29 protein-coding genes are annotated in these 25452 nt (G+C 75.1%); 19 read left to right on the top strand and 10 right to left on the bottom strand.

The genetic code is table 11. The annotated features are described in order from the left end of the window. Nucleotides 1-220 precede the first annotated feature (220 nt). From NRO40_RS15820 to NRO40_RS15795, 6 genes are all read left to right on the top strand, one after another. Entirely contained in the window at nucleotides 221-841 is a 621-nt protein-coding gene (locus NRO40_RS15820) for a DUF5994 family protein (RefSeq protein ID WP_058942419.1), read from the top strand. Between the two features lie 4 nt (nucleotides 842-845). Then, nucleotides 846-1136, top strand: coding sequence for a hypothetical protein (locus NRO40_RS15815; RefSeq protein ID WP_058942418.1), 291 nt, complete (start codon nucleotides 846-848; stop codon nucleotides 1134-1136). A gap of 229 nt (nucleotides 1137-1365) precedes the next feature. Further along, nucleotides 1366-1722: a PRC-barrel domain-containing protein gene (locus NRO40_RS15810; protein WP_058942417.1), complete on the top strand. Its 357-nt coding sequence runs from the start codon at nucleotides 1366-1368 to the stop codon at nucleotides 1720-1722. Between the two features lie 58 nt (nucleotides 1723-1780). Then, a complete protein-coding gene (locus NRO40_RS15805) occupies nucleotides 1781-1948 on the top strand; it encodes a hypothetical protein (RefSeq protein ID WP_198549343.1) in 168 nt (55 codons plus the stop codon). Between the two features lie 201 nt (nucleotides 1949-2149). Continuing rightward, nucleotides 2150-4735: a GmrSD restriction endonuclease domain-containing protein gene (locus NRO40_RS15800; RefSeq protein ID WP_058942416.1), complete on the top strand. Its 2586-nt coding sequence runs from the start codon at nucleotides 2150-2152 to the stop codon at nucleotides 4733-4735. A gap of 167 nt (nucleotides 4736-4902) precedes the next feature. Then, complete coding sequence (locus tag NRO40_RS15795; RefSeq protein WP_058942415.1) at nucleotides 4903-5163, top strand: hypothetical protein; 261 nt, start codon at nucleotides 4903-4905, stop codon at nucleotides 5161-5163. Nucleotides 5164-5307: 144 nt separating this feature from the next. Here NRO40_RS15795 and NRO40_RS15790 read toward each other — a convergent pair whose 3' ends face one another. Then, nucleotides 5308-6249 carry an NAD-dependent epimerase/dehydratase family protein gene (locus NRO40_RS15790; protein WP_058942414.1) on the bottom strand — a complete coding sequence of 314 codons (942 nt, stop codon included), beginning with the start codon at nucleotides 6247-6249 and terminating at the stop codon, nucleotides 5308-5310. Between the two features lie 444 nt (nucleotides 6250-6693). On the opposite strand from NRO40_RS15790, the gene NRO40_RS15785 reads away from it, so the two are divergent. The 4 genes from NRO40_RS15785 to NRO40_RS15770 all read left to right on the top strand — a co-directional run bounded on the left by NRO40_RS15785 (nucleotide 6694) and on the right by NRO40_RS15770 (nucleotide 9548). Next, a complete protein-coding gene (locus NRO40_RS15785; protein WP_058942413.1) occupies nucleotides 6694-6897 on the top strand; it encodes a cold-shock protein in 204 nt (67 codons plus the stop codon). Between the two features lie 336 nt (nucleotides 6898-7233). Continuing rightward, nucleotides 7234-8742, top strand: a complete 1509-nt coding sequence (locus NRO40_RS15780) for a DEAD/DEAH box helicase (protein WP_058942412.1) — start codon at nucleotides 7234-7236, stop codon at nucleotides 8740-8742. A gap of 247 nt (nucleotides 8743-8989) precedes the next feature. After that, on the top strand, nucleotides 8990-9220 hold the full coding sequence (locus NRO40_RS15775; protein WP_232791083.1) for a CBS domain-containing protein: 231 nt from the start codon (nucleotides 8990-8992) through the stop codon (nucleotides 9218-9220). Between the two features lie 7 nt (nucleotides 9221-9227). After that, entirely contained in the window at nucleotides 9228-9548 is a 321-nt protein-coding gene (locus NRO40_RS15770; RefSeq protein WP_058942410.1) for an SCO5918 family protein, read from the top strand. 399 nt (nucleotides 9549-9947) lie between these two features. Here NRO40_RS15770 and NRO40_RS15765 read toward each other — a convergent pair whose 3' ends face one another. Together NRO40_RS15765 and NRO40_RS30805 are read right to left on the bottom strand one after the other, a co-directional pair. Continuing rightward, nucleotides 9948-10544, bottom strand: coding sequence for a winged helix-turn-helix domain-containing protein (locus NRO40_RS15765; protein ID WP_058942409.1), 597 nt, complete (start codon nucleotides 10542-10544; stop codon nucleotides 9948-9950). Between the two features lie 254 nt (nucleotides 10545-10798). Further along, entirely contained in the window at nucleotides 10799-10882 is an 84-nt protein-coding gene (locus tag NRO40_RS30805; protein WP_408057087.1) for a putative leader peptide, read from the bottom strand. 320 nt (nucleotides 10883-11202) lie between these two features. On the opposite strand from NRO40_RS30805, the gene NRO40_RS15760 reads away from it, so the two are divergent. After that, nucleotides 11203-11661, top strand: coding sequence for an RrF2 family transcriptional regulator (locus NRO40_RS15760; protein WP_058942408.1), 459 nt, complete (start codon nucleotides 11203-11205; stop codon nucleotides 11659-11661). Nucleotides 11662-11805: 144 nt separating this feature from the next. Next, nucleotides 11806-13026, top strand: a complete 1221-nt coding sequence (locus tag NRO40_RS15755; RefSeq protein ID WP_257375435.1) for a sulfite exporter TauE/SafE family protein — start codon at nucleotides 11806-11808, stop codon at nucleotides 13024-13026. Here the strand turns inward: NRO40_RS15755 and NRO40_RS15750 are convergent. Further along, nucleotides 12914-13516: an STAS domain-containing protein gene (locus NRO40_RS15750; protein WP_257375434.1), complete on the bottom strand. Its 603-nt coding sequence runs from the start codon at nucleotides 13514-13516 to the stop codon at nucleotides 12914-12916. The genes NRO40_RS15755 and NRO40_RS15750 overlap by 113 nt on opposite strands. A gap of 435 nt (nucleotides 13517-13951) precedes the next feature. On the opposite strand from NRO40_RS15750, the gene NRO40_RS15745 reads away from it, so the two are divergent. Next, complete coding sequence (locus NRO40_RS15745; RefSeq protein ID WP_058945415.1) at nucleotides 13952-14326, top strand: hypothetical protein; 375 nt, start codon at nucleotides 13952-13954, stop codon at nucleotides 14324-14326. A gap of 330 nt (nucleotides 14327-14656) precedes the next feature. Here the strand turns inward: NRO40_RS15745 and NRO40_RS15740 are convergent, their stop codons facing one another. The 3 genes from NRO40_RS15740 to NRO40_RS15730 all read right to left on the bottom strand — a co-directional run bounded on the left by NRO40_RS15740 (nucleotide 14657) and on the right by NRO40_RS15730 (nucleotide 16864). Further along, nucleotides 14657-14917, bottom strand: coding sequence for an SCO5918 family protein (locus NRO40_RS15740; protein ID WP_058945416.1), 261 nt, complete (start codon nucleotides 14915-14917; stop codon nucleotides 14657-14659). A 94-nt stretch (nucleotides 14918-15011) separates the two neighbouring features. Further along, entirely contained in the window at nucleotides 15012-16511 is a 1500-nt protein-coding gene (locus tag NRO40_RS15735; RefSeq protein WP_058945417.1) for a DEAD/DEAH box helicase, read from the bottom strand. Between the two features lie 149 nt (nucleotides 16512-16660). Continuing rightward, a complete protein-coding gene (locus NRO40_RS15730) occupies nucleotides 16661-16864 on the bottom strand; it encodes a cold-shock protein (protein WP_010468045.1) in 204 nt (67 codons plus the stop codon). A gap of 357 nt (nucleotides 16865-17221) precedes the next feature. Here NRO40_RS15730 and NRO40_RS15725 point away from each other — a divergent pair, with 357 nt between their 5' ends. After that, nucleotides 17222-17656: a MerR family transcriptional regulator gene (locus NRO40_RS15725; protein ID WP_058945418.1), complete on the top strand. Its 435-nt coding sequence runs from the start codon at nucleotides 17222-17224 to the stop codon at nucleotides 17654-17656. Between the two features lie 333 nt (nucleotides 17657-17989). Here the strand turns inward: NRO40_RS15725 and NRO40_RS15720 are convergent, their stop codons facing one another. Then, a complete protein-coding gene (locus NRO40_RS15720; protein ID WP_157901968.1) occupies nucleotides 17990-18367 on the bottom strand; it encodes a hypothetical protein in 378 nt (125 codons plus the stop codon). Nucleotides 18368-18688: 321 nt separating this feature from the next. On the opposite strand from NRO40_RS15720, the gene NRO40_RS15715 reads away from it, so the two are divergent. The 4 genes from NRO40_RS15715 to NRO40_RS15700 all read left to right on the top strand — a co-directional run bounded on the left by NRO40_RS15715 (nucleotide 18689) and on the right by NRO40_RS15700 (nucleotide 22276). Beyond that, nucleotides 18689-18985: a hypothetical protein gene (locus NRO40_RS15715; RefSeq protein WP_058945420.1), complete on the top strand. Its 297-nt coding sequence runs from the start codon at nucleotides 18689-18691 to the stop codon at nucleotides 18983-18985. 221 nt (nucleotides 18986-19206) lie between these two features. Beyond that, nucleotides 19207-19515 (top strand): hypothetical protein, encoded by a 309-nt coding sequence (locus tag NRO40_RS30800; RefSeq protein ID WP_157901969.1) that lies wholly within the window; start codon nucleotides 19207-19209, stop codon nucleotides 19513-19515. 413 nt (nucleotides 19516-19928) lie between these two features. Continuing rightward, a complete protein-coding gene (locus NRO40_RS15705; RefSeq protein ID WP_257375571.1) occupies nucleotides 19929-21026 on the top strand; it encodes a tetratricopeptide repeat protein in 1098 nt (365 codons plus the stop codon). Between the two features lie 161 nt (nucleotides 21027-21187). Beyond that, the gene (locus tag NRO40_RS15700) at nucleotides 21188-22276 is read left to right on the top strand and encodes a polyprenyl synthetase family protein (protein ID WP_058945010.1); all 1089 of its coding nucleotides are present in this window, start codon (nucleotides 21188-21190) and stop codon (nucleotides 22274-22276) included. 309 nt (nucleotides 22277-22585) lie between these two features. Here the strand turns inward: NRO40_RS15700 and NRO40_RS15695 are convergent, their stop codons facing one another. Then, on the bottom strand, nucleotides 22586-23032 hold the full coding sequence (locus NRO40_RS15695) for an archease (protein ID WP_058945008.1): 447 nt from the start codon (nucleotides 23030-23032) through the stop codon (nucleotides 22586-22588). A 536-nt stretch (nucleotides 23033-23568) separates the two neighbouring features. Between NRO40_RS15695 and NRO40_RS15690 the strand changes: the two genes are divergently transcribed. After that, nucleotides 23569-23841: a hypothetical protein gene (locus NRO40_RS15690; RefSeq protein ID WP_058945007.1), complete on the top strand. Its 273-nt coding sequence runs from the start codon at nucleotides 23569-23571 to the stop codon at nucleotides 23839-23841. A gap of 192 nt (nucleotides 23842-24033) precedes the next feature. Here the strand turns inward: NRO40_RS15690 and NRO40_RS15685 are convergent, their stop codons facing one another. After that, nucleotides 24034-25392, bottom strand: a complete 1359-nt coding sequence (locus NRO40_RS15685; protein ID WP_058945006.1) for an RICIN domain-containing protein — start codon at nucleotides 25390-25392, stop codon at nucleotides 24034-24036. Nucleotides 25393-25452: the final 60 nt, after the last annotated feature.

Raw genomic sequence — 25452 nt, 5'->3', positions numbered from 1 at the left:
ACGGTGTGACCTCGTCCTCTCACCGTACTCCGGCCGGTCACCGTGCTCCCGCCGGCCGGAGGGGAACGCCCGGCCGTGAGCCGGTCCGCGGGGCCGCCGACCGGAGTACGGTGGAGGTACCGGGAGTACTCCGCACGCCGGCTTCCGATGCCGGTGCCGTTCTCGGTGAGCGACAACACCGGGACGTCGTCGAGGACGCTTCCGGAGACGGGTCCGCGTCATGACCGCGACCATCGCACGTACGAATGCCGCCGGACGACGGCCCGCGCCCTCGTTGCCGGCCCGCCTGTCCCTCGCCCCGAAGAGCCCGGTCCCGGGCCTCCTGGACGGCGCCTGGTGGCCCCGCTCGCGTGACCTCTCCGATGAGCTCCGCGCCCTGACCGGCGCGCTGGACGGCCCCTGGGGCCGGGTCACCCGGGTCACGGTGAACCCCGCCCATTGGCCCGTCGTCCCGCACAAGGTGCCCGTGACCGGGCACACCGTGCACGTGGGCTGGTTCGCCGACGAGCAGGACCCGCACAAGCTGATCCTCCTGTCCTACACCCGCGGCCGTCTCGACCTGCTGGTGATCCCGCCGGAGACCGACCCGGCCATGGCCGTCCGGCTCATGAGCGCGGCCGCCACCCCGGGAGGACTCCTCACCGCGAGCCGGATGATGGCCGGCGAGGAATCGACCCGCGGAGCGGCGGAGGCCCGGGGCCGGGAGAAGACCCGGGGCCGGGAGGAGACCCGGGGCCGGGAGGAGGACTGGGACACCGACGGCGGCGCCGGGCCGGTGACCCGGCAACCGGCCAGCCCGCTCGGCTCCGTCCGGCCGGCCCCGCACGTCCCGCGGAGGTGAGGACATGGAGACCGCCATCGCCGCAGCCGTGATCATCATTCTCATCGGCATGGGGATGCTCCTGCTCCACCGGCTCACCGTCCGGCACGAAGAGCGGATCGCCGCCTTCCATTACAGCGACACGCTGCCGGGCATCGGCCGCCACCGCGGCAGGAACGACAGGGGCGTCAGGAACCGGGGCCAGGACCAGGACGGAGACAGGGACGGGGACGGGGACCGGCGAGACACCGGGCCCGCCGGACGGCCCACGCCTCCGGAGGGGGGCCGCGAGCCCGGCGCCGGGGGCCGCGCGTGACGCCGGCCCTCCCGACGCCGCCAGACAGCAGCCGGACCGGACGACGGGACCGTACGCGGGCGGGGGCGGGGGCGCAGACGGAAAGGCCCCGGATGCCGGAAATGCCCCTGCGGCCTACCCTGGAAGTGGGCCGGCGCACTCTCACGTGCGACCGACCCGGAAGGGCGGCCCCGGTGTGTATACGCCGGGGTCGTTGTGTCGATGTCATCCCGCCCTCAGGGAGCAGGACATGATCCAACCAGCCGACATCCGCGAGTGGCGCGGCCTCGACGTCATCGACCCGAAGGGGCACAAGATCGGCGAACTCGAAGCGGTCTACGTCGACACCACCACCGACGAACCCGCCATGGCCACCGTCCGCATCGGCCTCCCCTCCCGTCGGCGCCTGGTCTTCGTCCCCATCGGCGAGGCCGTCGTCGGGCCGGGGTACGTCCGGGTCGCCCACGCCAAGAGCCTGGTGAAGAACGCGCCCGCCATCGGCACCGACGACGTCCTGCCCGCCGAGGAGGAAGAGGCCGTCTTCAAGCACTACGACCTGACCTACCGGCCGGGCGTCGGCGGCGAACGCCAGCTCGCACGTCGCTGACCGCCCACCCCGGGCCCCGCGCCTTCGGGCGCCCCGCACCTTCGGAGGTGTCATCGGTATGGCCCTGCTCCTGTTCCTCCTCCTCGTGGCAGTCGCCCTCGGGCTCATCGGCGTGGTCGTGGAGGGGCTGTTCTACCTCCTGATCATCGGCATCGTGATCGTCGTGGCGGAGGTCGTCTACCTCGCCGTACGGACGAAGACCGCAGGACGCCGCCGCACCCGGTGACGTGCCCGGCGGTGACGGCCGAGGACGGGCCCAAGGGCTGCCGGCCGCCGGCTGCCGGGACGCCACGTCCTCCCGGGCCCGAGCGCATCCTCCCTGATCGGACCACAGGGGCCGGTACCGCGCACTACGCTCGTCGCGGGAAGACGTCGCGGGTCGCAACGCCGACAAGAGGGACGTCCGCATCGGAGGAGGGGCCGGCCCTTGCGCGCGCAGGAAATCACCTTTTTGAAGCTCGTCCAAGGGGAGAAGCAGTTCCAAGTACCGCTCTACCAGCGGACGTACAGCTGGACCCGGCCCCAACTGCAGCGGCTCTGGGACGATCTCGTGGACCTGGTGGAGCAGCAGCTCGAGGGCGGTAGCCCCGCCTCGCACTTCCTCGGCTCCGTCGTCCTCGCGCCCGGACAGCTGCAGGCGGGGGGCGTGCAGCGGTGGCTCGTGGTGGACGGCCAGCAGCGACTGACCACGATCATGCTGGCGTTCACGGCGCTGCGCGATCACATCCGGGACTCGTCCGTGGAGGGTTCCGCGCGCACCGCCGACCGCATCCACCGCCAGTACCTGGTCAACGAGTTCCTGGAAGGCGACGAGCACTTCCGACTGCTGCCCACGCAGGCCGACCGGCCGTCCTACGGCGCCTGCGTCTCCCACAGCCCGCGCTCGGGCGGAGCGGACAACGTCGGGGCCGCCCACCGCTTCTTCCGTGGCGTGCTGGCGAGCGGGCAGGAGCAGTACGGCGAAGGCTGGACCACGGCCGTGGAGATAGCCCTGCGGGACCTGCTGTCCATCGTGGAGATCACGGCGGAGCGCGGCGACAACGTCTACCGGATCTTCGAGTCCATCAACAACACCGGTGTCGGCCTCAGCCAGAGCGACCTCCTGCGCAACTACGTGTTCATGCTGCTCCCCGGCCGCGGCGAGCGGGTCTACGAGCAGCTGTGGCTGCCCATGCAGCAGCAGCTGGGCCCGAAGAACCTGGAGCTCCTCGTCTGGCTCGACCTCGTCGTGCGCGGCGAGAGCAAGACGAAGCAGACCGACATCTACCGCGTCCAGCAGCAGCGGCTCGAACCACTCGCGGGCAACGAGGAAGCGCTGGAGAAGGAGATCTCCGAACTCGCCCGACGCGCCGAGTTGCTGAGGCGGATCCTCGATCCCTCCCTCGAACCGAACGAGGCACTGCGCCGCCGGCTGCGGCACCTGGCCAGCTGGGGCGGGCGCATCCACTATCCGATCGCCCTCCACCTCCTCGACCTCGTCGACGCCGGGAACGCCGGCGCCGACGAGGCGGCCGAGGCCCTCGGCTACGTCGAGGGCTTCCTGGTGCGGCGGATGCTGTGCCAGGCGAGCACGCAGAGCCTCAACCGGCTCTTCATGTCGATGCCGGGAGACATGGAGCGCGACCGGCCCCCCGCCGAGGCGGTGCAGCGGTACCTGTCCAGCCGGCGTCGCGGCTGGCCCACCGACGCGGAGGTCGCCGAGGCGGTCCGCAGCAAGCCGTTCTACTGGAACGGGCAGGCGCAGCAGCGCGCGTACGTCCTGCAGCGGCTGGAGGAGAGCTACGGCTCGGCGGAGCCGGTGGACTACGGCAGGGCCAAGCTGACGGTCGAACATGTGCTGCCGCAGCGGCCGGCGCAGGCGTGGCTCGACATGCTCGCCGAGGACTCGGACGACGGCCAGACCCCTCAGGAACTCCACGACCTGCTCGTGCACACCCTCGGCAACCTGACGCTCTCCGCCGAGAACTCCAAGCTGTCGAACCACCCCTTCCAGCGCAAGCAGCAGATCCTGGAGGCGAGTTCCCTGCGGATGAACCAGGAGATCGCCGCGACGCCCCGGTGGGGACGCAAGGAGATCCTGGAGCGGGCCGACAACCTCGCCGCGCGCGCCGTCGCCCTGTGGCCCGGCCCGGAGGGAGAGCAGCACGCGGACAGCGCGGAGTGGAGTGGCTGGGCCGATCTGCGCGCCGCGCTCATCGCCATGCCCACCGGCACCTGGACCACGTACGGGGACATCGCCGAGCTGATCGGCAGCCATCCGGTCCCGGTCGGGAACTTCCTCGCCACGAAGGCCGGCGTGCACGGGGCGTACCGGGTGCTGACCGCCGCCGGGCGGGTTTCGGCGTCGTTCCGCTGGCCCAGCGACGAGCACGGTGGCAACCCGCTCGCGCTGCTGCACGCGGAGGGCGTCCCCTTCGACGCCAGCGGCAGGGCCCGCGGCTCCCACCGCCTGACCGCGGAGGACCTCGCCTCGCTCCTCGGCAAGGAAGTGCCGGAAGTCGGCTCGACGAACGGGTCCTCCGAGTCGGTGGCCGCCGGCCGGTCCGTGCAGGCGCGCGCCGCCCGCTTCGCCGAACTGCTGCGGGAGAACCGGCCGGACGCCGCCGACGCCATCCTGTCCTTCCTCCACTCGTGGGAGGAGCTCGCCCCCGGTTGCCACCTCGACTACGGCAAGGCGGCGGAGACCAGCTGCTTCCTGATGCTGCGCAGGGACACGGCGTCCCGCGCCGGCGCGATCTGGCCGTTCACCCTGTACCCGGTCTTCGGCACGGTGGAGGTCGTCTTCCAGTACATGCGGTCCCGGCCGCCCTTCGACGACAGCGGACTGCGTCGGGAGTTCATGTCCCGGCTGAACGCCGTCCCGGGCGTCGAACTGGCCGAGGCGAAGCTGGAGCTGCGCCCGTCGTTCCCGCTGGAGGTGCTGGCCGGCCACCCGGAGGACGTCCACGCCGCGCTGTCCTGGTTCGTACGGCAGGTCACGCTCCACGAACCGCAGGACGGTCACGGGGAGTGAGGCGCGGAGTCCCCGTGGGGCGGGGGGTGCCGGAGTAGGGTGTAGGGGAGTTCGCGGGCGGTTCGCCGGGAGCACCGTCGCGTTGTCGGCGGCCGGTTCGGCGGGGCAGGCACGAGGGTGCGGTGTCCTGGTGTCGGCCATGTTCATGAGCACACGGAGGCTTCAGGATGGACTCCTCGCAGAGCAGGCCCCCCGCCGGGCACGCCGAGGTGCGGATCGTCGCCGCGGAGCCCGAGGTGGCCCGGCGCGTCGCGGAGGTGCTGCGGCGGGCCTTCTCCGCCGGCGAGCAGCGCAGCTATCCGGCCGACGCCGAGGGTGGGACCCGGCTGCACCTCACGGTCGACACCACCCAGACGTCGGAGCCGGCCCGTTCGTGGCTGGCCGCCAGCGAGTCCACCGAGGGCCGCGCACAGTCCGACGAGGTGTGACGCGAACCCGGCCGTCGGAGCCGGAGGCGGGGCCCGGCCCCCGCGCCGGTCGGGTCAGGAGCCGGCGGGTCAGGGCCGGTCGAGTCGGCGCTTGGTGGGTCAGGGCCGGTCGGGTCGGGGCTTGGTGGGTCAGGACCTGGTGGGTCAGGGCCTGGTCGACAGGTGTCGGCGCCACCAGGTGACCGTGGAGCCCACCTGCGCGTCGAGCGGAGTGGCGCGGGTCGTGAAGGTCGCTTCGTAGGCCGTGGAGTCGACGGTGAACGGGCCGTCGAACTGGTGGCGGATCTCCTTCAGTTCCCGCAGCTGCGGGAAGAAGAGCGACGCGAGGGCCAGAGCCGTCGGAGGCAGCCCGCGCACCGGGACCGGGGCCGTGCCCGCCTCGCCGGCCAGGCGGTCGACCATGGCCCTGACGGAGAGCGGCGGCAGCGTCGGGACGTGCCAGGCGCGTCCCCAGGCCCGCTCGTCCGACGCCACCTCGACCAGGGCCGCGGCGACGTCGGGCAGGTACGTCCAGCTGTGTGGCGCGGCCGGGTCACCGAGGGCGGAGACCGGCTTCCCGCACAGCAGACGCGGCATGACCCGGGACGCCAGGTGGCCGCCGTCGGTCACGCCCGGGCCGAAGAAGTCCGACGCCCGTACCTCGACCGCCCTGATCCGGCCCCGCTCGTGGAGGTCCCGGGCGCGCTGCCAGGACTCCGCGCGCACCCGCCCCTTCGGGCCGGTCGCCGCGAGCGGGAGGTCCTCGGTGAGGGGGCCGTCGACGGGGCCGTAGCCGTAGAGGTTGCCCAGCATGACGAGGACGGCGCCGGTCGCCTCGGCCGTCGTGCGCAGGGACGCGGCGAGCGGCGGCCAACCGGTGGCCCAGCGGTGGTAGGGCGGGGCGGCGCAGCCGTAGAGGGCGGTCGCGCCCCGTACGGCCTCGACCAGCCGGGCTCCGCCCGCCGCGTCGAGCGCCACGTGCTCGATGCCCGGCTCCGGGGCGCGGCCCGACCTCGTGACGACCCGTACCGCATGCCCCCGCGCCGCGAGCAGGCGGGCGGTGGCCGCCCCCGCGGGCCCGAATCCGACGACGACGTGAAGGGTCACCCAGGCAGCCTAGGCGTTCTCGACGATCTTCGTGAGCGATTCGGGGAGGAGGGGGAGACCCCGGAGGCGAGGAGGGAGGGGAAGCAGGGAAGGGAGGGGCGCGGGGGTGGGAGGGGTGGGGTGGGGGCGGTTTCCGGGGCGGCGGGTTCGGGGCTCGATGGGCGGATGGGGAATATCTGTCATCGCGGTGCCAGAGTTTGCCGGACCGCGCGATGAGTATTTTCGGGAAAACACGGCGTGGGAAATATGGAACACCCGCCGGCCGTCGAAGCGTGCTACTGTCGATACCAGTTGCAGTTGTGGTTCCCAAACTTCAAGTGCCCCCGGCAGCCTTCGGGCAGCCGGGAGCGCTTTGTATTTCCGGTCATTTCCGGTGGGGTAATCATCGCGGCGACACGGAATCCGCGCAGTGTGGATCCCGATGTGCCCCAAAGGAGATATGACATGGCTACTGGCACCGTGAAGTGGTTCAACGCGGAAAAGGGCTTCGGCTTCATCGAGCAGGACGGTGGCGGCGCTGACGTGTTCGCCCACTACTCGAACATCTCGGCGCAGGGCTTCCGCGAGCTCAACGAGGGCCAGAAGGTCAGCTTCGACATCGCGCAGGGCCAGAAGGGCCCGACGGCCGAGAACATCGTCCTCGCCTGACACGCGACGAGCACGACGTAGCTGGGGCCCGCATCCTTCGGGGTGCGGGCCTCAGCTGCACGCATATCCCGCGGTGTCCACACCTGCGGGAAGATCATCGGTCGGTCCGCGCATCCCCATCGCGCCGGACCCGCCCCACAGAGCCGCCGAACGGCGGCCCGCGCACCGGACACCGTCCGCACGGCGTGTCACCAATTCAGCGCCCCCGACCTTCCGCCCGGCACTCCACCGGGCGTATTCGTCGCCGCGCTCACCCCGGCCCATTCTCGCTATTCTCCGTGCTGCTCCCATGCTGCGGGAATTCCTTGATATGTGCCGCATCGAGGAAGGTTCCGCATGAATCGCACACGTAGGAACGACCGTTTTTCCCGCACCCGTGACGGCGGTGTCGGCTCCGGCGGAGGCGCCCGGCGCTTCGGCCAGTCGGGCCGCTCCGGCGGCGAGGGCCGCACCGGCGGGCAGGGTCGCGGGGGCGGTCAGGGCCGCCGGCGCGCCACCGTCCACGGGGAGTTCGCGCTCCCCGAGACGATCACTCCCGCCCTGCCGTCGGTCGAGGCGTTCGCCGACCTGGACATGCCCGCGCAGCTGCTCGCCGCGCTCGGGACCCAGGGCGTGACCGTGCCGTTCCCGATCCAGGGCGCGACCCTGCCGAACAGCCTCGCCGGCCGGGACGTCCTCGGCCGCGGGCGCACCGGGTCCGGCAAGACGCTCGCCTTCGGGCTGGCGCTGCTGGCCCGTACCGCCGGGCAGCGCGCCGAGCCCCGCCAGCCGCTCGCCCTGGTCCTCGTGCCCACCCGCGAGCTGGCCCAGCAGGTGACCGACGCGCTCACCCCGTACGCCAGGTCGCTGCAGCTGCGGCTCGCCACGGTCGTCGGCGGCATGTCGATCGGCCGGCAGTCGAGCGCCCTGCGCGGCGGTGCCGAAGTGGTCGTCGCCACGCCCGGACGGCTCAAGGACCTGATCGGGCGCGGTGACTGCCGCCTCGACCAGGTGGGCATCACCGTGCTGGACGAGGCCGACCAGATGGCGGACATGGGCTTCATGCCGCAGGTCACCGCCCTGCTCGACCAGGTGCGTCCCGGCGGGCAGCGGATGCTGTTCTCCGCGACGCTCGACCGCAACGTCGACCTGCTGGTCCGCCGCTACCTGACCGACCCGGTCGTGCACTCCGTCGACCCGTCCGCCGGCGCCGTCACCACGATGGAGCACCACGTGCTCCACGTGCACCGCGCCGACAAGCAGGCCACCACGACGCACATCGCCGCGCGCGACGGCCGCGTGATCATGTTCCTGGACACCAAGCACGCCGTGGACCGGCTCACCCGCGACCTGCTGGGCAGCGGTGTACGGGCCGCCGCGCTGCACGGCGGGAAGTCGCAGCCGCAGCGCACCCGCACGCTGGCGCAGTTCAAGACCGGGCACGTCAGCGTGCTCGTCGCGACGAACGTCGCCGCCCGCGGCATCCACGTCGACAACCTCGACCTCGTCGTGAACGTCGACCCGCCGACCGACCACAAGGACTACCTGCACCGCGGCGGCCGCACCGCCCGCGCCGGCGAGTCCGGCAGCGTGGTCACCCTCGTCACCCCCGACCAGCGGGGCGGCATGGCCCGGCTCATGTCGGACGCCGGGATCCGCCCGCGGATCGCCGAGGTCCGCTCCGGTGAGGCCGAGCTGACCCGCATCACCGGCGCGCAGGCGCCGTCCGGCATCCCCGTGGTCATCACCGCGCCCGTGCCCGCCCGCTCCGAGCGCGACGCCGGGTCCCGCCCGCGGCGCAGCCGCCCCTCGCAGTCCTCGCGCCGGGCCGGTCGCCGCCGCACCGTCGCCGGACCGGCCGCCTGAGCCCCCGGCACGGCCGGCCCGACCCGCGGACCGGGTCCGGGCGGGCCCGTCCCGGTCGGCTCACGTCCGGGTCCGTCGGCGCAGGCCGACTGACCCCGGCGGGGCCGGCCGGCGCCCGCCCCCTTCCCGCAGGAGGTACTCCGTGACACCGGCTCCCCCGCTCCCGCTCCCCGCCCCCGGCGGCGCCGCGGCCTCCCGGACGGTGGTCGCGGCCCCGTACGAGGCCGGACCGCGGGTCTGGTACGACATGACCGTCGAGGTCGCCCTGTCGGTCATGGCCGGTGCCCGCTCCGGGTACCTGCTCCTCTGCGACGACGACGGCCGCTGCACCGGCGTGGTCACCCGGCGGCGGCTCGACGCCGTCCGCGACAGCCCCTCGTACACCGACCGGGTGCGTCTGCGTGACGTCCTCGGCGGACACGGACCGTCCACTTCGCCGGTCGCGACGAGGACCCCCCTCCCCCTCCTCTCCCTGTGAGGCTCCCGTGCGCTGTGTCATTGCCCGCTTCCCGTTCTACCTGACCAAGGCCGGCGTGCTGGAGACCATGAAGGGCATCAAGCCCGAACCGGTCACCGGTGAGTCCGTCACCATCGGACGCCGCCGCTACCCCGTCATGCAGGTGGGCGCCGTCATCACCCGCCAGGACCGGCGCGACTTCAGCGCCGGGGAGGTCGCCCGGGCCATGGCCCACCTCGGCTTCACCTGCCGGCCGGCCCCGGACCCCCAGGCGGAGCCCGACCTCGCCGCCGCCGGGCGGGTCGAGCGGGCCTCCGCCCTGCTCGGCGCTCCTCCCGCGGCGGTCTGACCGCCGGACAGGACCACACGCCCGTCGGCCCGTCCGGCCGACGGGTAGGACCCACACCCCCTTCGGCCCACCCGGCCGTCGGGCAGGACCCACACCCCCGTCCGCCGGCCCGGCCGGCGGGCGGAACCACAGCCCCACCGGCGCGTCCACCGCGCCGGTGGGGCTGTGGCCGTTCCCGGGCGGTCGTCCCCGGCTGACGGGCGATCACCCCCCGGGGCCTCGGGCGCCACCTCCCGTCACCGCCGTTCCGCAGCGGAGCGCGGGCGGGCACGGACCGGGGCGTGGATGGGCCGCCCGGCGGTGGCGCACCGGGCGGGGGCAGGGGTTACCGGGACGGCCCGGTGGAGCCGATCGGCGACCGCGGCGGCGACGTGGCCGGGGCGGGGGCGGCCCGGCCGGTCACCGGTGGTCGGGCACGTACTTGTAGCCGACGCGGCGGACGGTGACGATCCGGTCCCGGTGCGCGGGGCCGAGCTTGCGCCGCAGCCGGGCCACGTGGACGTCGACGGTGCGCCCGTCGCCGATGTACCCGTAGCCCCAGACCCCCGACACGAGGGACTCTCGCGAGTGGACCATGTGCGGGTGGGCGACGAGGTGGGCGAGGAGCCCGAACTCGAGGTAGGTCAGGTCCAGTTCGACACCGTCGACGTGGACGGTCCGCCGGTCGGGGTCGACGCGGACCGCGTCGTCCGCGTACACCTGCCCGGAACCGGTGACGGATCCGGCGGTGGGGCCGGCGGCGGATCCGGCGGTGGGGCCGGTGGTGGGGCCGGCGGTGGGACCGGGGACGGGCGGCCGGGCCGTGACCGGGGCCGCCCGGGGGGCGAGCCGGTGGACCTCCGGTCGTACGCCGTGGGTGGTCAGCAGCGCCATGGGGTCGACGCCGTCGGGCAGGAACACGAGGTAGCCGACGTGCGGTTCGGCGGGACGGGGCCCCACCAGGCGCAGACGGGGGGCGGTGGTCGGGTGGTCGGCGGCGAACGGTGCGGTGGTCACGGTGAACCCCTTCGGTCGGTCGGGGGTGATGCCACGTGGGCACCCACGGGCGGGGGGCGCTCGCGCTGGCGCACGGGTACCGGCCCCGGCCCCTGCGGTCCGACAGGACGCGGACCTACGGGACGGGGACGGCGTGGCGCCCGGGCGGGGCGAGGGCGGGACGTCGCCGCGGGCTGCGGAGGCGGTGGCGGTCGACGGGAAGCGCGGCGCGGCGACGGTGCCGCGGGCACGGGGAGGGGGCGGGGCGGACCCGGTTACGCGCAGCGGCAGATGGCACTGGCGACGCGACGGAGGTCGACATGCCTGCGGCGTACGAGCGGCTGCTGCGTCGAGGACATGGGGACATCCTCGGGCCGCCCGGCACCACCGTCAAGGCTTCCCTACCTTTTTCCTAGGGAATGAGAGGGCGTGACGGTCCACCCGACGCGTCCGGGCACGGCCGGCCTGGGCCGCGGCCCGGGTGGACGGCGGGCGGACGGGTGGGGGGCGAGCCGGCAGACGGGCGGGCGCCGCCAGACGGGCCGCCAGGCAGACGGGCAGGCCCCGCCGGGCGGACGTGCGGACGGACGGGCGGACGAACGGACGGGCGGGCGGGCGGGCGTACGGGCGGGCGGGCGGACGGGCGGACGGGCGGACGGGCGGACGGGATAATGGACCCATGCGAATCTCGGCCAAGGCGGACTACGCGGTGCGCGCCGCGCTGCTGCTCGCCACCGCCGGTCCGACGGCGCACCTGAAGGCCGAGGCCATCGCGGAGGCGCAGGACATCCCGCACAAGTTCCTCGAAGGCATCCTCAACGACATGCGCCGTGGCGGGCTCGTCGTCAGCCAGCGCGGTGTCAACGGCGGTTACCGGCTGGCGAGGCCCGCGCGGGACGTCAGCATCGCCGACGTGGTGCGGGCCGTCGACGGGCCCCTGGTCTCCGTACGCGGGGTCCGCCCGCCGGAGCTCTCCTACAGCGGCCCCGCCGAGTCGCTGCTGCCCCTGTGGATCGCCCTGCGGGCGAACGTGCGGAGCATCCTCGAAGGGGTCTCCCTCGCCGACGTGGCGGCGGGCGAGCTGCCCCCGTCCGTCGGCGCGTTGGCGGAGGACCCGGCCGCCTGGTCCAACCCCTGAGGCGCCACCCCGCCCCCGCGCCCCTTCCCCCAGGGCGTGGCGAGGGGGCACCGCCCGCCGGACGACCGCCCGGTTGCGTGGGCGGTGACGGCCCGTCAGTATTCCTACCCATCCGGTAGGGGACCGGGTGGTCTGGAGGCGGCCGTGAAGACGCTGGTCCTGCTGGCCCTGGCGGGGCTCGGCGCGCAACTCGTCGACGGTGCCCTGGGAATGGCCTACGGCGTCACGTCGACGAGCCTGCTGCTCGCCTTCGGTACGCACCCGGCCGGCGCCTCCGCGACCGTCCACCTCGCGGAGATCGGCACCACGCTCGCCTCCGGGGCGGCCCACTGGCGGTTCGGGAACGTCGACTGGAAGGTCGTCGCCCGGATCGGCGTTCCCGGCGCGGTCGGTGCCTTCGCCGGCGCGACCTTCCTGTCCGGCCTCTCCACCGCCCTCGCCGCGCCGCTGACGGCGCTGATCCTGCTGGGCCTCGGCCTCTACGTGCTCGGCCGCTTCACCCTGCTCGGCCTGCCCACCGGCAACGTCGGCAAGCCCCTGCGCAGACGCTTCCTCGCACCGCTCGGCGTGGCCGCCGGGTTCCTCGACGCGACGGGCGGCGGCGGGTGGGGCCCGGTCGGCACCCCGGCCCTCCTGGCCGGTGGCCGCCTGGAGCCGCGCAAGGTCATCGGCTCGGTCGACACCAGCGAGTTCCTGGTCGCGGTCGCCGCGAGCCTCGGCTTCCTCGTCGGGCTCGGCTCGCAGGGCATCGACCCCACCTGGGCCGCCGCCCTGCTCGCGGGCGGCCTCGTCGCCGCGCCGCTCGCCGCCTGGCTGGTACGCCACCTCCCGGCGCGCGTGCTCGGGGCGGCCGTGGGCGGTCTCATCGTCCTGACCAATGTCCGGACGCTGCTGCGCTCCGACGGCGTCTCGGCCGGGGGCGCCACGCAGGGAGCGGTGTACGCGCTGGTGTGCGCCGTGTGGGCGGCGGCCGTGGCCCACGCCGTCCGCGCACACCGCCGCCAGAACGCCCCCGACGCCGCTGCTGACATCGCCGACTCCGCCGCGGACATCGCCGCGGACGCGGATACAGATGTGGATGCGGATGCGGCCGGGACGCCCGTGGTGGCGGTGGGGGCAGTGGGGGCGCCCGAGCCGGAGGCCGCCGGCGCGGTGCACGCCCCCGACGCCGCCCGGCGCGGCCCCACCGGCCGGAGCGGACCCACCGCCCGGCGGGTCACCTCCGCCCGGCGGGTCACCTCCGCCCGGCGGGTCACCTTCGTCCGGCGGCTCCGCTCCGGCCGGGGGCCTGTTGCGTCCCGTGGGCTCCCTCCGGCCGGTGGGTCCGCTCCGGCCGGTGGGTCCGCTCCGGCCGGTGGGGGGTGATGACCGGTGCGGCGCCCGCCGCGCGGGCCGCGCGCAGCAGGCGGTCGACCGCCCCGGAGGGGACGAGCCGCAGCCGCCGCCGGTCCCGCTGCCACCACGCAACGACATCGAGGAGCGCCGAGTCGCAGAAGGTGACCGCCGTGGCGTCCAGGACGAGTCCGCGGTACCCGTAGACGACCGCCACCGTCAGCACCACCCTCAGCGGGGCGGCGCTGTACCGGTCGACTTCGCCGGCGAGCCGGATGGTGAGCGTGTCGGCGGCGGTCGTACAGGAGCGGACACCGGCGCCACCGGGCGCCGCGGGCCGGGCAGGCAGCGCATACGGGGCGACGGGCCCGGCGGGGGCGACGGGCGCGGGCGGCAGCGCGGATGCGGGACCGGGAGTGCCGGGCGTGCCGGCGAGGGGCGCGCGAGGCGCCAGGGAATCAAGGCCCTCAAGGGGCTCAAGGGGCTCAAGGGGCAGTATCGGGCAGGTCGTCGAGTCGTTCACGGGGTGATCAACACCGGTCGGGCGGGCTCCGGACACGGCTGCCGGGGCCGGTTCACCCCCGCGTGCCGCGACGAGGCAGGAGATCGCCCGGCGCGAACCGGCTGATCGACGCCGCCGCGTACCCGACGAGGTCCGGGGGGCGGGGGCCCGACGGGGTCGAACTCTCCCCGGAGGAGGGGTTCGAGGCGGTCGGCCAGGTCGTGTCCCGGCCTGGCCCGTGCGACCGCCGCACACCACGGGTGGGGCGACGGCTCGGGCCACCGGCAGGCGCCGACCCGGGGCGCCGTGCACACCGGGGACGACCGGCGCCGGCTGATGGCGGAGCGTGACGACGGGGGTACGGGGTGGGGTGCGGGCGGCGTCCCGGGCGGGCCGGGCGGAGCCGGCTTGGGTGCGGGGGCACCACTTCGCCGCCGGGGATTGTAGGTTCGGGGCATGACGAAGCCTGATGCACTGCTCGTGAACGTCGCGGCCACCGTGGAAACGGAGCAGTCCAATCAGATGTCCCTCACCGTCGTGGTCAACGGTGCGGTCATCACCGGGCGGCTCGCCCCCGAGGCCGCGTGGCGGCAGCGGGTGGCGGAGGTCCTGCGGGACTCGGAGCGACTCGGCGCGTTCGCCGCGGGGTTCGCGTCGCCGCCGGAAGAGGCGCGTCCCGAGAAGGACGCGGCCCCGACGTATCTGCACTTCCACGTGGCGCGGATTCTCCAGGGCACCCTGGGGATCCCGGAGACGGGCGGAATGTACCGCGTGGCCATCGCGGACGTGAACGCGTGGACGGTGGGTGACTTCAGCTACACGGACGACTGAGCGGCCGGGGCGGCCGGACCCCGGCCGCCCCCACCACGTCTCGTCCCCCGCGTCACGCGATGTCGTGCGGCGCGCGCCGCACGGTGCCGGAGGCATCACGCCGTACGCCTCCGCGTACGGGCACGCCGCGCACGCGGCCCGTCCGCGCACTCGGCCCCCGTCCGCACACGCGGCACGGCTGCGCACGCAACGTCCTCGCACACGGTACGGCTCCGCCACGGCACGCTTCGGCGTGCCCTGCGGCGCGGCACGCCATGTGCGACGCGTCACATGTCGACGTACGTCAAACCGGTCGGCCGGCACCGGGCCGGGGCCGCGGCGTGCGTGCGGTCAGCCCAGCGGGTCGGCGGAGGGCGTCGGGGCGGTGACGCAGGTGAAGCCGAGGCGTCGCAGGGCCCGGGTCACCTCGGCGGCGGTGAAGTCGCGCCGGTCCTGCCGGGTGATCACCTCACCGACCTGCTTGACCGGGTAGGTGTGGTCGCCGATGACCGCGCAGGGCCCCACGGCGGGCTCGGGCGTGACGCCGGCCATCAGCGTCTGCACCTCGCTTGGGACGAAGTCGAAGGGGAAGCTGGCGATCACACAGCGCATGGCGGCCTCGCAGGGTCGTGTCGTCGGTCGGTGGACGGGTCGGGACGTCCGGGTGGGGTGCGCGGCGGCGTGTGTGGGGTGCCGCCGCGCGGGGTCACCGCTGGGTGCTCGCTGCGCCACGCGCCGGGCGGCGGCCCCGCCGTGCCCCGCCGCGTCGTCCGCGGCCGGCGGCGGCGGGCTTCGCCGCCGTGGCAGGTGCGGGAGTGGGGACCGTGACGACGACCGGTATGCCGGACGGCGTACGGGCGCCGGTGATGCGGGTCAGCTCGGCCTCCCCGGAGCGGACGGAGGTGGTGCGCGGCTTGATGCCGGCGTGCACCATCAGGCGGTCGACGTCGCGCCGCTGGTGCGGGAGGACCAGCGTGACGACGCTGCCCGACTCGCCGGCGCGGGCGGTGCGGCCGCCGCGGTGCAGGTAGTCCTTGTGGTCGCCGGGCGGGTCGACGTTCACGACGAGGTCGAGGTCGTCGACGTGGATGCCGCGGGCGGCGACGTTCGTCGCGACCAGCACCGAGACGTGGCCCTCCTTGAACTGGGCGAGGGTCCTGGTGCGCTGCGGCTGGCTCTTGCCGCCGTGCAGCGCGGAGGCCCGCACGCCGCTCTTGAGGAGGTGCTTGGTGAACCGGTCGACGCCGTGCTTGGTGTCCAGGAACATGATCACGCGACCGTCACGGGCGGCGATCTCGGTCGCCGTCGCGTTCTTGTCGGTGTCGTGGACGTGCAGGACGTGGTGCTCCATCGAGGTGACCACACCCGCCGACGGGTCCACGGAGTGGACGACCGGGTCGGTGAGGTAGCGCCGCACGAGGGCGTCGACGTTGCGGTCGAGGGTGGCGGAGAAGAGCAGCCGCTGCCCGTCGGGCCGGGTCTGGTCGATCAGGCCGGTGATCTGCGGCAGGAAGCCCATGTCCGTCATCTGGTCGGCCTCGTCGAGGACGGTGACGCTGACGTCGTCCAGCTGGCAGTCGCCGCGCGTGACGAGGTCCTTGAGGCGGCCGGGGGTGGCGACGAGGACGTCCGTGCCACCGCGCAGGGCGGCGGTCTGGCGGCCGATCGACACGCCGCCGACGACGGTCGCCTGGCGCAGGCCGAGCGCGCGGGCGTACGGGGCGAGCGCGTCGGTCACCTGCTGGGCGAGTTCCCGCGTGGGGACGAGGACCAGCGCCGACGGCCGGCGGGGCTCGGCGCGGGTCCCGGCGAGCCGGCCGAGCACGGCGAGCCCGAAGGCGAGGGTCTTGCCGGAGCCGGTGCGGCCGCGGCCGAGGACGTCGCGGCCCGCCAGGGAGTTGGGGAGGGTCGCCGCCTGGATGGGGAACGGCGCGGTCACGCCTTCGGCTTCGAGCGCCCGCAGCAGCGGCGCGGGCAGGCCGAGGTCGGCGAAGGACTCGACGGGCGGCAGCGACGGCGTGTGGGTGACGGGCATGGCGAAATCGCCGGGCGGTGGCGGGGTGGAGCGGTTGCCGCCCCGCGTCCGCGCGCTTTTCGCGCCCTTCGGACTGTTGTCCGTCCGGTCATTCCGCACGCGTCCGGCGGGTGCCGGGGCAGCCTGGCGGGTTCCCGAGTGATTGCCCCGGGAGCGGGGAGTACGGGCCATGGAGACATTCCTCAAACAGGGGATCGAGGAATTCACGGCCCTCGATTCAGCCGGGCGGGCGGCACGCCGAGCCGAACGGCGGCGCCGGGGAACGGCGCGGGGCCCGCACCCATGGTGCGGGCCCCGGCGGCGTCGTAACGCCTACGTCGTCAGGCGGGGAGGATGTTCTCCGCCTGCGGGCCCTTCTGGCCCTGCGTGACGTCGAAGGTGACCTTCTGGCCTTCCTGCAGCTCGCGGAAGCCGGAGGTCGCGATGTTGGAGTAGTGGGCGAACACGTCGGCGCCGCCACCGTCCTGCTGGATGAAGCCGAAGCCCTTTTCAGCGTTGAACCACTTCACTACGCCAGTAGCCATGATTATCTCCTCAGGGGGATATTCGGACCCACACCGTGTGAGCCGCGCGTCGCCGCGATGATTACCCCGCCGGAAGAACCGGCCACACAAAAGTGCTCCTCCGCCCGTGGGGGGCGGGGGGGCACATGAAGCTCTGGGAACCACAACTGCAACTCCTTCGAGGCTAGCACGGCATTGCCGCACGGACCCATAATTCCCGGCGTCGAATTGTCTGCGGGAGAAAAGCTGCCGCCGCCCCGCCCGCGAATCTGCACCGGCCGGAACAGACATTCGCCACCCGCGGCGGTTACGGTTCGCGCGTGAGGGGGGTGCCGTCCCGGTGGCCGCCCGGCACGACGCCCGAGACGAAAGGCGCGCATGGCTCCAGGAGCGCGACGCAGCACCCCCGCCGACAACCTCGACGACGACGACTACCCCGCGTACAGCATGGGGCGCGCCGCGGAGCTGATCGGGACGTCCCCGGCCTTCCTCCGCGCACTCGGAGAGGCGGGGCTCATCACACCGCCGCGGTCCGGCGGCGGGCACCGCAGGTACTCACGGCGCCAGCTGCGCATGGCCGCTCGGGCCCGCGAGCTGGTGGACCAGGGCACGCCCGTCGAGGCGGCGTGCCGGATCATCGTCCTGGAGGACGACCTGGCCGAGGCCCTTCGCATCAACGACGAACTCCGTCGGGACGACCCCGAGGACACCGGGCCGGGAGACGGTGCCGGGCCGGGAGAGGGTGCCGGGCCCCCGGACGTCTCCGGATCCGGTGACGGCTCCGGCTCGTCGGGGGCCGGCCCGGGCGACTGAGCCGGCGGATCGGCCCGGCGAAGTGGCCCCGCTCGCGCCGGCTCGGGACGGGCGGCCCCGCACGGCGTGCGCCGCCGAGCCAGGGGACGTCAGGCCTGCGGAGACCGGGCCCCAGGGCCGACTCGCGGCTCTGTGGTACCTCGCCACCCGGCGGGCTCCGGCCGGAGACCACCTGAAGACCGGGGTCCGGCGGGCTGCGGGTCGGCGACGACTTGGCGGACCGGCCCGGCAGGAGCGGGCGTCGGGTCCGGCGGGACCGGAGCGGCAGGCGTGGTCAGACGCGCCGGTCGTGGTCAGACGTGCCGGGGGCGTCAGACGTGCCGGTCGTCGCGGTCAGACGCGCTGGTCGCTGTGGCCGCAGAGCCACGCCAGCGCGTCGTGCACCCCGCGGACGTACTCCCGTGCCTCGTGCGGGCACGCCGGGTCGTCGAGCAGGACCGCCGCCGCGTCGACCTCCGCCGTCAGCCGCCACACGTCAGGCACGTCGCGGCCCCGTACGCCCGTGATGGGCCCCTGCGGGGCGCGGGCCAGCGCCCACCGGTACGCCTCGGTGGCGCCCTCCCGCAGGGCGCGGGGCCTGTCGCTGTCCCGGAGCGCCCGGCCGCCGCCGGCGTCCCGCCCGGGCCCGGTCGCCTCCGCGGCGAGGGTCCGGTACGCGGACTCGACCTCGTCGACGGGGCGGACACCGATCCGGGGGGTTTCCGTTCGCACCGCATGGCGCGTCGTCATACGCGTACACCCCATCCTCCGTGCTTTCCCGCTCTTCCGTGCTTTCCCGCTCTTCTTCTCCGGGTCCCCGCCTTCGCCCGGGATATACGCGCCGATGCGCCGCGGCTGCGCGCGAGGGCCCTGGCTTTCCGGCGGGTGTCACCCGTTCGGGTCGACGCCGTCCGCCGACGAGCGCATGGTGGTTGCAGGACCCAGGCACGTCCCCGGCTGCACCGGGACCCGCCCGCAGGCGCCCGACCAGGGCCCCGGCCGGCGCCGCGTCCCGTGCCGCGGCGTGTTCGGCACGGCGAAAGGGGTGCGGCCATGACCGGCTGGGCTTCGTGGACGACGGTCAACGTGATCGCGGGAACGGGGGGCGTCCGCACGGAGGAACTGGGCGTCCTCACCGGGGACCTCACCGTGCACACGACGTGGTACGGCACCGAGGCGGACGTCGCGGTCCAGTACAGCGGCGGTTCGGAGTGGTACACGATGTCCGGCAGCCCGGTCCCGTGCCACTCCGAGGAGGAGAGCCGCTCCCTGCACCAGACGGCGGTCGAGGCGGTGCAGGAGGGCCACGGCGCCGTCGTGACCCGTCTGAAGCAGACACGACCGGGTTGACTGCGCCCGAAGACGCGAAGAGGGGAGGGACCCCGCGGCGTGGATGTGGGCCGGGGCGCGTGGGCGCGGCCCCGTGCGCGCGCGGGGCGCTTCTTCGCCCGCCTCCCGGAGCCGTCCGGCCGGCCCGGGTGGGTACGGATCCCCTGGGCCCCGGTTCCGGCCCCCGGCCCCCGGCCCCCGGCCACCCGCGTCACCAGGTCGCGCCGGCGGGTTCCCGGACCGTGGGCGTTCAGGCGGTTGAAGAAGGTCGTGGCGGCGATCATGGCGGCGATCATCAGGCTCAGGGCCGACATCTGCCGCTCGTCGAAGTGGTCGGCGGCCACGTCCAAGACGTCGTCCCGTACTGCCTGACCCTCGCGGTCGGCGAGGCGCGTGGCGGCCTCGGCGAGGGCCAGGGCCGCGCGCTCGCTGTCGTCGGTGAAGAACGGGGCCTCGCGCCAGGCGGCCACCTGGTGCAGCCGCTCATCGGTCTCCCCCGCCTTCCGCGCGCTCACGACGCCCCCCGTACTCGCAGGCGCCGCAACCGTTGATCTGGCTGGCGTTCACGGTCATCGAGGGGCGCGATACGCGCCTCGACCTCCTCATCGACCCCACCCGTCTCGCCGCCCTGGACGTGCCGGCCCTCACCGGCTGACGGCTGCGGGGCCCGGGACCGGGGGTTCGGGGGCCGGGGATTCCGGGGCCGGGGATTCCGGGTTCGGGGCTCGTCGGTCCGGCGGCCCGGCAGTCCGGCGGTTCGGCAGTCCGGCAGTCCGTCTCAAGTACCCCGTGGGCCCTTCCGGGTACGTCGCGGTGACGACGGGCGCACACCCGTGTAGCACTCAGGTATGACCCCTGACCAGCGCGGAGGGGGACTCGTGGAACCTCCCCGCCCTCATACCGTCTTGACCGGTAAGGAACGCACAGGGAAACGGGTGTGACAGTGGGTCAGACAACGCAGACGGTGGGGGCGGACCGGCGCGGAGCGGGGGCGGCCGGGCGGCCGCGGGGGAAGGCGTTCGCGCCCGAGTACCAGGGGGCGCTCGGGTCGCTGTCGGTGAACTCCTCGCTCACCGACGTCCTGGAGAAGGGCGTGCGGGAGCTCCGCGCCGCCGAGGCGGCCGGCGAACTGCGCGAGGTGGCGCGGTGCGGGCTCGCGGTGGCGGAGGCGTGCCGGCGGCTCGGGCGGATCGATGAGGCCGACGGGGCGTGGAAGGCCTCCTACCGGGCCGCGCGGGAGGCCGGCGACCTCGGCGCGATGGCCTGGGCGATGTGGAGCGGCGGCACGCTCGCCCGGCAGCGGGGCGCCCTGGCGCTGGCGTACCGGCTGCTGCGGCTCGCGGCCGAGCTGGGCGAGCGGGGCGGGGACGTCGTCGTCCGCGGCTACTCCCTCGCGGGGCTCGCCGAGACCGGGCGGATACAGGGTGACTACCAGGCCGTCGGCGAGCTGCACGAGCAGCTCCTCGCGGAGGCCCGCCGCCGCGGTGAGGCCCGGCACACCGTGTGGGCGCTGGAGGGCATCGCGCAGATGCACCGCAACACCGGCTCGTACGACCGGGCCCTGGAGCTGTTCGAGGAGGCCGCCGAGACGGCCGGCCGGGCCGACGACCGGCGGGGCCGGGCGTGGGCGCTGCGCGGCATAGCCGACGTCGTCTCGGTACGGGACGGGGACGTGGAGCGGGCGCTGGCGCTGCTCTCCGAGGCCGAGGTCGCCTGCCGTGAGATGGAGCTGTCGAGCGCGCTCGCGTACAACCACAAGATGCGCGGCAACGTCCTGTACCGGGCCGGTCGGTACGCCGAGGCGCGGGACAGGTACGCGGGGGCGCTGGAGGAGTTCCGCGCCATGGACGAGCCGCGCGGCACGGCGCTGTCCCGGCTGGGGCTCGCCAAGGCCCTCGCCCGGCTCGGCCGCGACACCGCGGAGACCGCCGCCGAGCTCGCCGAACTGCGCGACACGCTGAACCGCATCGGGCTGCGCCACGCCCGCGACATGGTCGAGAAGGCGGCCGCCGAACTGGGCGCCGGACCACTGCCGTCCGGCGAGGAGGAGGCCCCGCGATGACCTCCGTACCGGTGACCGCTTCGGCCCGCAGCGCCCCGCCTGCTCCCCCGCTGCCCCTCACGCCCTCCGCACGACGCGGCGGGGACGGGGACCGAGACGAAGACGGGAACGGAAGCAGGTGCCGGGGCGGGGGTGGGGACGGGGACGGGGTGTACGCGGACATGGTGGACGCTTCCGACGCGGTGGGCGCTGCGGCTGCGGCGGGGGTCCTGGCGCGCTGCCGTGCGCTGGTGCGGCCCGCCCTGGCCGACGCCGTGGGGGGACTCCACCCCTGGACCGGGGAGATGGCCGCGTTCTCGCTCGGGTGGAGCGATGTCGCCGGCACGCCCGACCCGGGGGCGTCGGAGGGCAAGGGCGTACGGCAGGCCCTCGCCGTGCTGGGGGCGGAGGCCGCCGGCGCCGACGGGCGCGTCGCGGTGGCCGGCGCGGTCGCGGTGGAGCTCGTGCACGCGTTCTCGCTGCTGCACGACGACATCATGGACGGCGACGCGATGCGCCGGCAGCGCGAGACGGTGTGGAAGGCGTACGGCACCGGGCCCGCCGTCCTCGCCGGCGACGCCCTGTTCGCGCTCGCCGTGCAGTCCCTCGCCGAGGCCCCCGGCGAGCACACCGGCGCCGCGGTGCGCCGTCTGTGCGACACCCTCACCGACCTGGTGCGCGGCCAGGCGGAGGACCTGTGCTTCGAGGACCGGCCCTGGACCGGGCCGGGCGCGGTGCGGCCCGACGAGTACCGCGCCATGGCCGAGCACAAGACCGGCGCCCTCCTCGGCTGCGCCGCCGCGCTGGGCGCGCTCCTGGGCGGGGCGCCCGAGGCGACCGTCACCGCGCTGGACCGGGCCGGGCGGCACCTGGGCGTGGCGTTCCAGGCGGTCGACGACCTGCTGGGGATCTGGGGCGACCCCGCCGTGACGGGCAAGCCGGTCCACGGCGACCTGCGGCGGCGCAAGAAGACGTACCCGGTGCTCTCCGCGCTCACCGCCGGGGGCCCCGCCGCCCGCGAACTGGCCGCGCTCCTGGAGACCCCGGGCGCCGCCGGCGACGGCCCGGACGCGGCCGGTACGCACGGGGACGGCACCGCCGCGCGCGCCGCGGAGCTGGTGGACCGGGCCGGTGGGCGTACCGCGACGCTGGAGGAGGCCCGGCATCACCTCGCCGCGGCCCGCGCCTGTCTGCACGACGCGCCCCTCACCCCGGGCGCCGCCGGTGACCTCGACGCTCTGGTGGCCTTCCTCCTGCACCGCGCGGTGTGAGACCGCCCCGCCCGGTCGCCGTCACGGGACCGGGCCGGGGCCCAGGCCCGGGGGGGCGGCGCGGGACGGTGCCCGGCGTGCGGCGCGCAAGGCGGTGCCCGGTGGGGCGGCGCGGGACAGGGCCCCCGTGGGGGCGGGCGGCGCGGGACGGGTGCCGACGGTGCGGGCGGGATACGAGGCGGGACCGGCTCGGGGGATAGGGGGCGGGGCGGGCGGCTGGACTGGGCGGACGGCGGGGTTGGGCCGGGCTGGGCGGCGGGGTTGGGCCGGGCTGGGCTGGACGGGGCGGGAGCCGTACGCGTCGGGTCGTCAGACGTCCACCGTCACGGCGCAGGACCAGCCGTGCGGGCCCGGTCCCATGCGGAGCACGTGCCACGACACGGCGCTCGGCACCGCTCCGGTGATCGGCACCCGCCGCAGCGCCGCCACGGCGAGCCGGACGTCGAGGCCGCCCTCGTCGGTCGTCTCCACCTCGACGTCCACGGGAACCTCACCGAACTCGTCCACCCGGAAGACCACCTCGTCCAGGAGGTCGGCCAGCAGGTCGTCGTCGGCCACCTCGTCCAACCGCACCCGCCGCACCGCGTCCGCGTGGGCCGCCGACACGTCGGCGAACGACTCCACCAGTGCGAGCACCGCCTCCCCGAGGCACTGCTCGCGGCTGGCGCCCCACGCCTCGATGCGCACGTCGGCCGTGTGCGGCAGCGCCCGGTGGCCGCCTCCGCCGGAACGCGGTACGGGGACCTCACCGTTCATGACGGCCGCCGGCAGGGACGGGGGCGGCGGACACCGCCATGACCGGAGCGGACACGGACAGGAGCGGGGCCGGACGCGCGATGCGGGCCGGACCTGCGAACCGGGTCGAGTGGGCGAACCGGGTCGGGGGTGCGTGCGCGCGCGCCGGTCGGCGCGCGGCGGGGCGGGGCGGCGGCGTGGTCGTCGGACGGGGCGTTCCTGGGAGCAGCGGTGCCGGGAGCCATGGGCCCGCAGTACCCGCAAGGGGTCCGGGTATGCCGGGGCGGAGCGGAAAAATCATGGTCTGAGGTGATGCACGTCACACGAACGGAGTTATCCTGACGCCGGACCCGTGAGTCGGACGGAACCCCGGCCGGAGCAGCCGGTTCCGGCGGGAGCCGGCAGCCATCGCCGGGGGCCGACTCCCGCGGTTCGCCCCGCCCCGGCCCCGGGCCCCTCCTCCCCGGGTACCGGGGCCCGTGCCTTCCGGACGGGCGGTGCCGTTGTCGTTGGCGACGCGCCGCCCGCGCGTCGTACCCGACCCGGAGGAGCCCCCCGTGCGCAGCAACCCCAGCCGCAGTACCCGCAGGACCGGCCGTCTCGTCACCGGCGCCGCCCTCGGTGCCGCCGCCGTCGCGCTGGCCGGTGCCGGTACCGCCCACGCCGACGCGACGGCGCAGGGCGTGGGCAGTGAGGCCATCCCGCTGGGCGCGGCCGGGACGGCCCTGCTCGGCCACACCGGCACCGTGACCGGCACCGGCATGAGCGGCGCCACCACGTACGCGCAGGGCCTGGGCCAGCTCGCGGGCGTCGCCGGCGGCATGAGCTGACGGCGCCACGGCGCCACGGCGTGGCAGGGGGGGGCCGGCTGCGGTACGGCGTGGCGGGGGTACCGCCCGGCGGAGGTACCGCGTCACCGGTACCGGTGACGGTGTGCGGCTGCCCGGAGGCCATGCCGGGCGGGAGGGCGGTTGCCCGGGTGCCACGCCGGGCGGCGGCGCCCCTCTGCCCCGCGCCCGGGTCTACGCGACGGGCTGGAGCGTCCAGCCGTGCGGTGCGGTCGGATCGGGGGCCTGGAGGCTCATCGCGGCGCCGTTCTCCGGTCCTGCCGGTGCCAGGACCAGCCCCCACCCCTTGAGGCTGAGGGTGTGCGTCGTCGCGTCGGCGGACGGGGCGGGCAGCCAGCGCTGGGCGTCGCTGTCGACACAGGGGCGCTGGACGACGGCGGCGCCCGCCCCGACCGGCTCGACCGGCTGGAGGCAGAGCCCCGAGTGGACCGCCTTGATCTGCACGTGCCCGTCGCCCAGGTCGGCCACGAGCCACTGCTGGTTGGCCTGGGCGTGGCGCTCCCAGACGATGACCGGGGCACCGTCGTTGGTGGCGGCGGCCGACACGTCGGCGGCCCGGCCGGTCGCCGCGTCGAACAGGACGAACTGTCCCGCCGGGACCGGCGGCCGCGACTCCGTCGCGGAGGCGGACGGCGTGGGAGCGGGCGTGGGAGCTGCCGGGGGCGCGGTGGCGGCGCCCGATCCTGCGGTCGCCGTACCGGCCGCGGCGGGCGCGGGGTCCCCGTCGCCGCCGCTGAGCACGGCTCCGATCCCCAGGCCCAGGACGGCGCACGCGGCGATGGCCGCACCGACGAGGACCACCCGCGACGGGCCGCGACGGCGGGCGTCGTCGGGCGCCGTACGGGATGTGGCGCGGGGCGTCGTTCGGGGCGTGTGGTGCGGGAGTTCGTCGACGACGCGCGGCAGGGGCCGCGTCGACTCCGCCGGGGGCGGCGGCCCGTATCCCTCCGCGCCGTAGGCGGGGGTGGGGGGCAGGACCTGCGTCGCGTCGGAGGCGGACGGGGCGTGGGCGGGGACGGGACGGAGGACCTGCGTGGCGTCGGAGACAGAGGTCTCGTACGCGGGGGTGGGTGGGAGGAGCTGTGTCGCGTCCGAGGCGGACGCGTCGTAGGCGGGGGTGGGGGGCAGGACCTGCGTCGCGTCGGAGACCGAGGCGGAGTCGGCGGTGGGGGCATACCCGGGTGCGTCGTATGCGGGTGCGTCGTATGCGGGTGCGTCGTATGCGGGTGCGTCGTATGCGGGTGCGTCGTATGCGGGTGCGTCGTATGCGGGTGCGTCATACGCCGGTACGTCGTACCCCGGTACGCCGTGGCCCGGGACGCCGTGGCCCGGGACGCCGTACCCCGGGACCCCGTACCCCCGGGCGTCGTACCCGCCGGGTACGTCGTGTCCCGGGACGTCGTGGACCGGGGTGTCATACCCCGGGGCCTCATGGCCCGGCTGCGGGTGGGGGTGGCCGGTCGGTGGAAGGTACCGCGTCGCCTCCGGGTCCCAGGTCCGCGGGTCGCCGCTGTCCGGTCGGTGGTTCACCATGCTCCTCAACCCATGCCAGGGCCCGCGCCGTCGGGCTCGCGCGCCGTCCGGCGAAGGTAC

It is taken from the genome of Streptomyces changanensis, from assembly GCF_024600715.1.
GTDB classification, from domain to species: domain Bacteria; phylum Actinomycetota; class Actinomycetes; order Streptomycetales; family Streptomycetaceae; genus Streptomyces; species Streptomyces changanensis.
This window is presented reverse-complemented; position numbering and strand designations above follow the sequence as displayed.

Coding starts and splice junctions, on each gene's coding strand:
- NRO40_RS15820 (WP_058942419.1), top strand. CDS start 221: ATGACCGCGACCATCGCACGTACGAATGCCGCCGGACGACGGCCCGCG.
- NRO40_RS15815 (WP_058942418.1), top strand. CDS start 846: ATGGAGACCGCCATCGCCGCAGCCGTGATCATCATTCTCATCGGCATG.
- NRO40_RS15810 (WP_058942417.1), top strand. CDS start 1,366: ATGATCCAACCAGCCGACATCCGCGAGTGGCGCGGCCTCGACGTCATC.
- NRO40_RS15805 (WP_198549343.1), top strand. CDS start 1,781: ATGGCCCTGCTCCTGTTCCTCCTCCTCGTGGCAGTCGCCCTCGGGCTC.
- NRO40_RS15795 (WP_058942415.1), top strand. CDS start 4,903: ATGGACTCCTCGCAGAGCAGGCCCCCCGCCGGGCACGCCGAGGTGCGG.
- NRO40_RS15785 (WP_058942413.1), top strand. CDS start 6,694: ATGGCTACTGGCACCGTGAAGTGGTTCAACGCGGAAAAGGGCTTCGGC.
- NRO40_RS15780 (WP_058942412.1), top strand. CDS start 7,234: ATGAATCGCACACGTAGGAACGACCGTTTTTCCCGCACCCGTGACGGC.
- NRO40_RS15775 (WP_232791083.1), top strand. CDS start 8,990: ATGACCGTCGAGGTCGCCCTGTCGGTCATGGCCGGTGCCCGCTCCGGG.
- NRO40_RS30805 (WP_408057087.1), bottom strand. CDS start 10,882: ATGTCCTCGACGCAGCAGCCGCTCGTACGCCGCAGGCATGTCGACCTC.
- NRO40_RS15760 (WP_058942408.1), top strand. CDS start 11,203: ATGCGAATCTCGGCCAAGGCGGACTACGCGGTGCGCGCCGCGCTGCTG.
- NRO40_RS15745 (WP_058945415.1), top strand. CDS start 13,952: ATGACGAAGCCTGATGCACTGCTCGTGAACGTCGCGGCCACCGTGGAA.
- NRO40_RS15740 (WP_058945416.1), bottom strand. CDS start 14,917: ATGCGCTGTGTGATCGCCAGCTTCCCCTTCGACTTCGTCCCAAGCGAG.
- NRO40_RS15735 (WP_058945417.1), bottom strand. CDS start 16,511: ATGGCCCGTACTCCCCGCTCCCGGGGCAATCACTCGGGAACCCGCCAG.
- NRO40_RS15730 (WP_010468045.1), bottom strand. CDS start 16,864: ATGGCTACTGGCGTAGTGAAGTGGTTCAACGCTGAAAAGGGCTTCGGC.
- NRO40_RS15725 (WP_058945418.1), top strand. CDS start 17,222: ATGGCTCCAGGAGCGCGACGCAGCACCCCCGCCGACAACCTCGACGAC.
- NRO40_RS15715 (WP_058945420.1), top strand. CDS start 18,689: ATGACCGGCTGGGCTTCGTGGACGACGGTCAACGTGATCGCGGGAACG.
- NRO40_RS15700 (WP_058945010.1), top strand. CDS start 21,188: ATGGTGGACGCTTCCGACGCGGTGGGCGCTGCGGCTGCGGCGGGGGTC.
- NRO40_RS15695 (WP_058945008.1), bottom strand. CDS start 23,032: ATGAACGGTGAGGTCCCCGTACCGCGTTCCGGCGGAGGCGGCCACCGG.
- NRO40_RS15685 (WP_058945006.1), bottom strand. CDS start 25,392: ATGGTGAACCACCGACCGGACAGCGGCGACCCGCGGACCTGGGACCCG.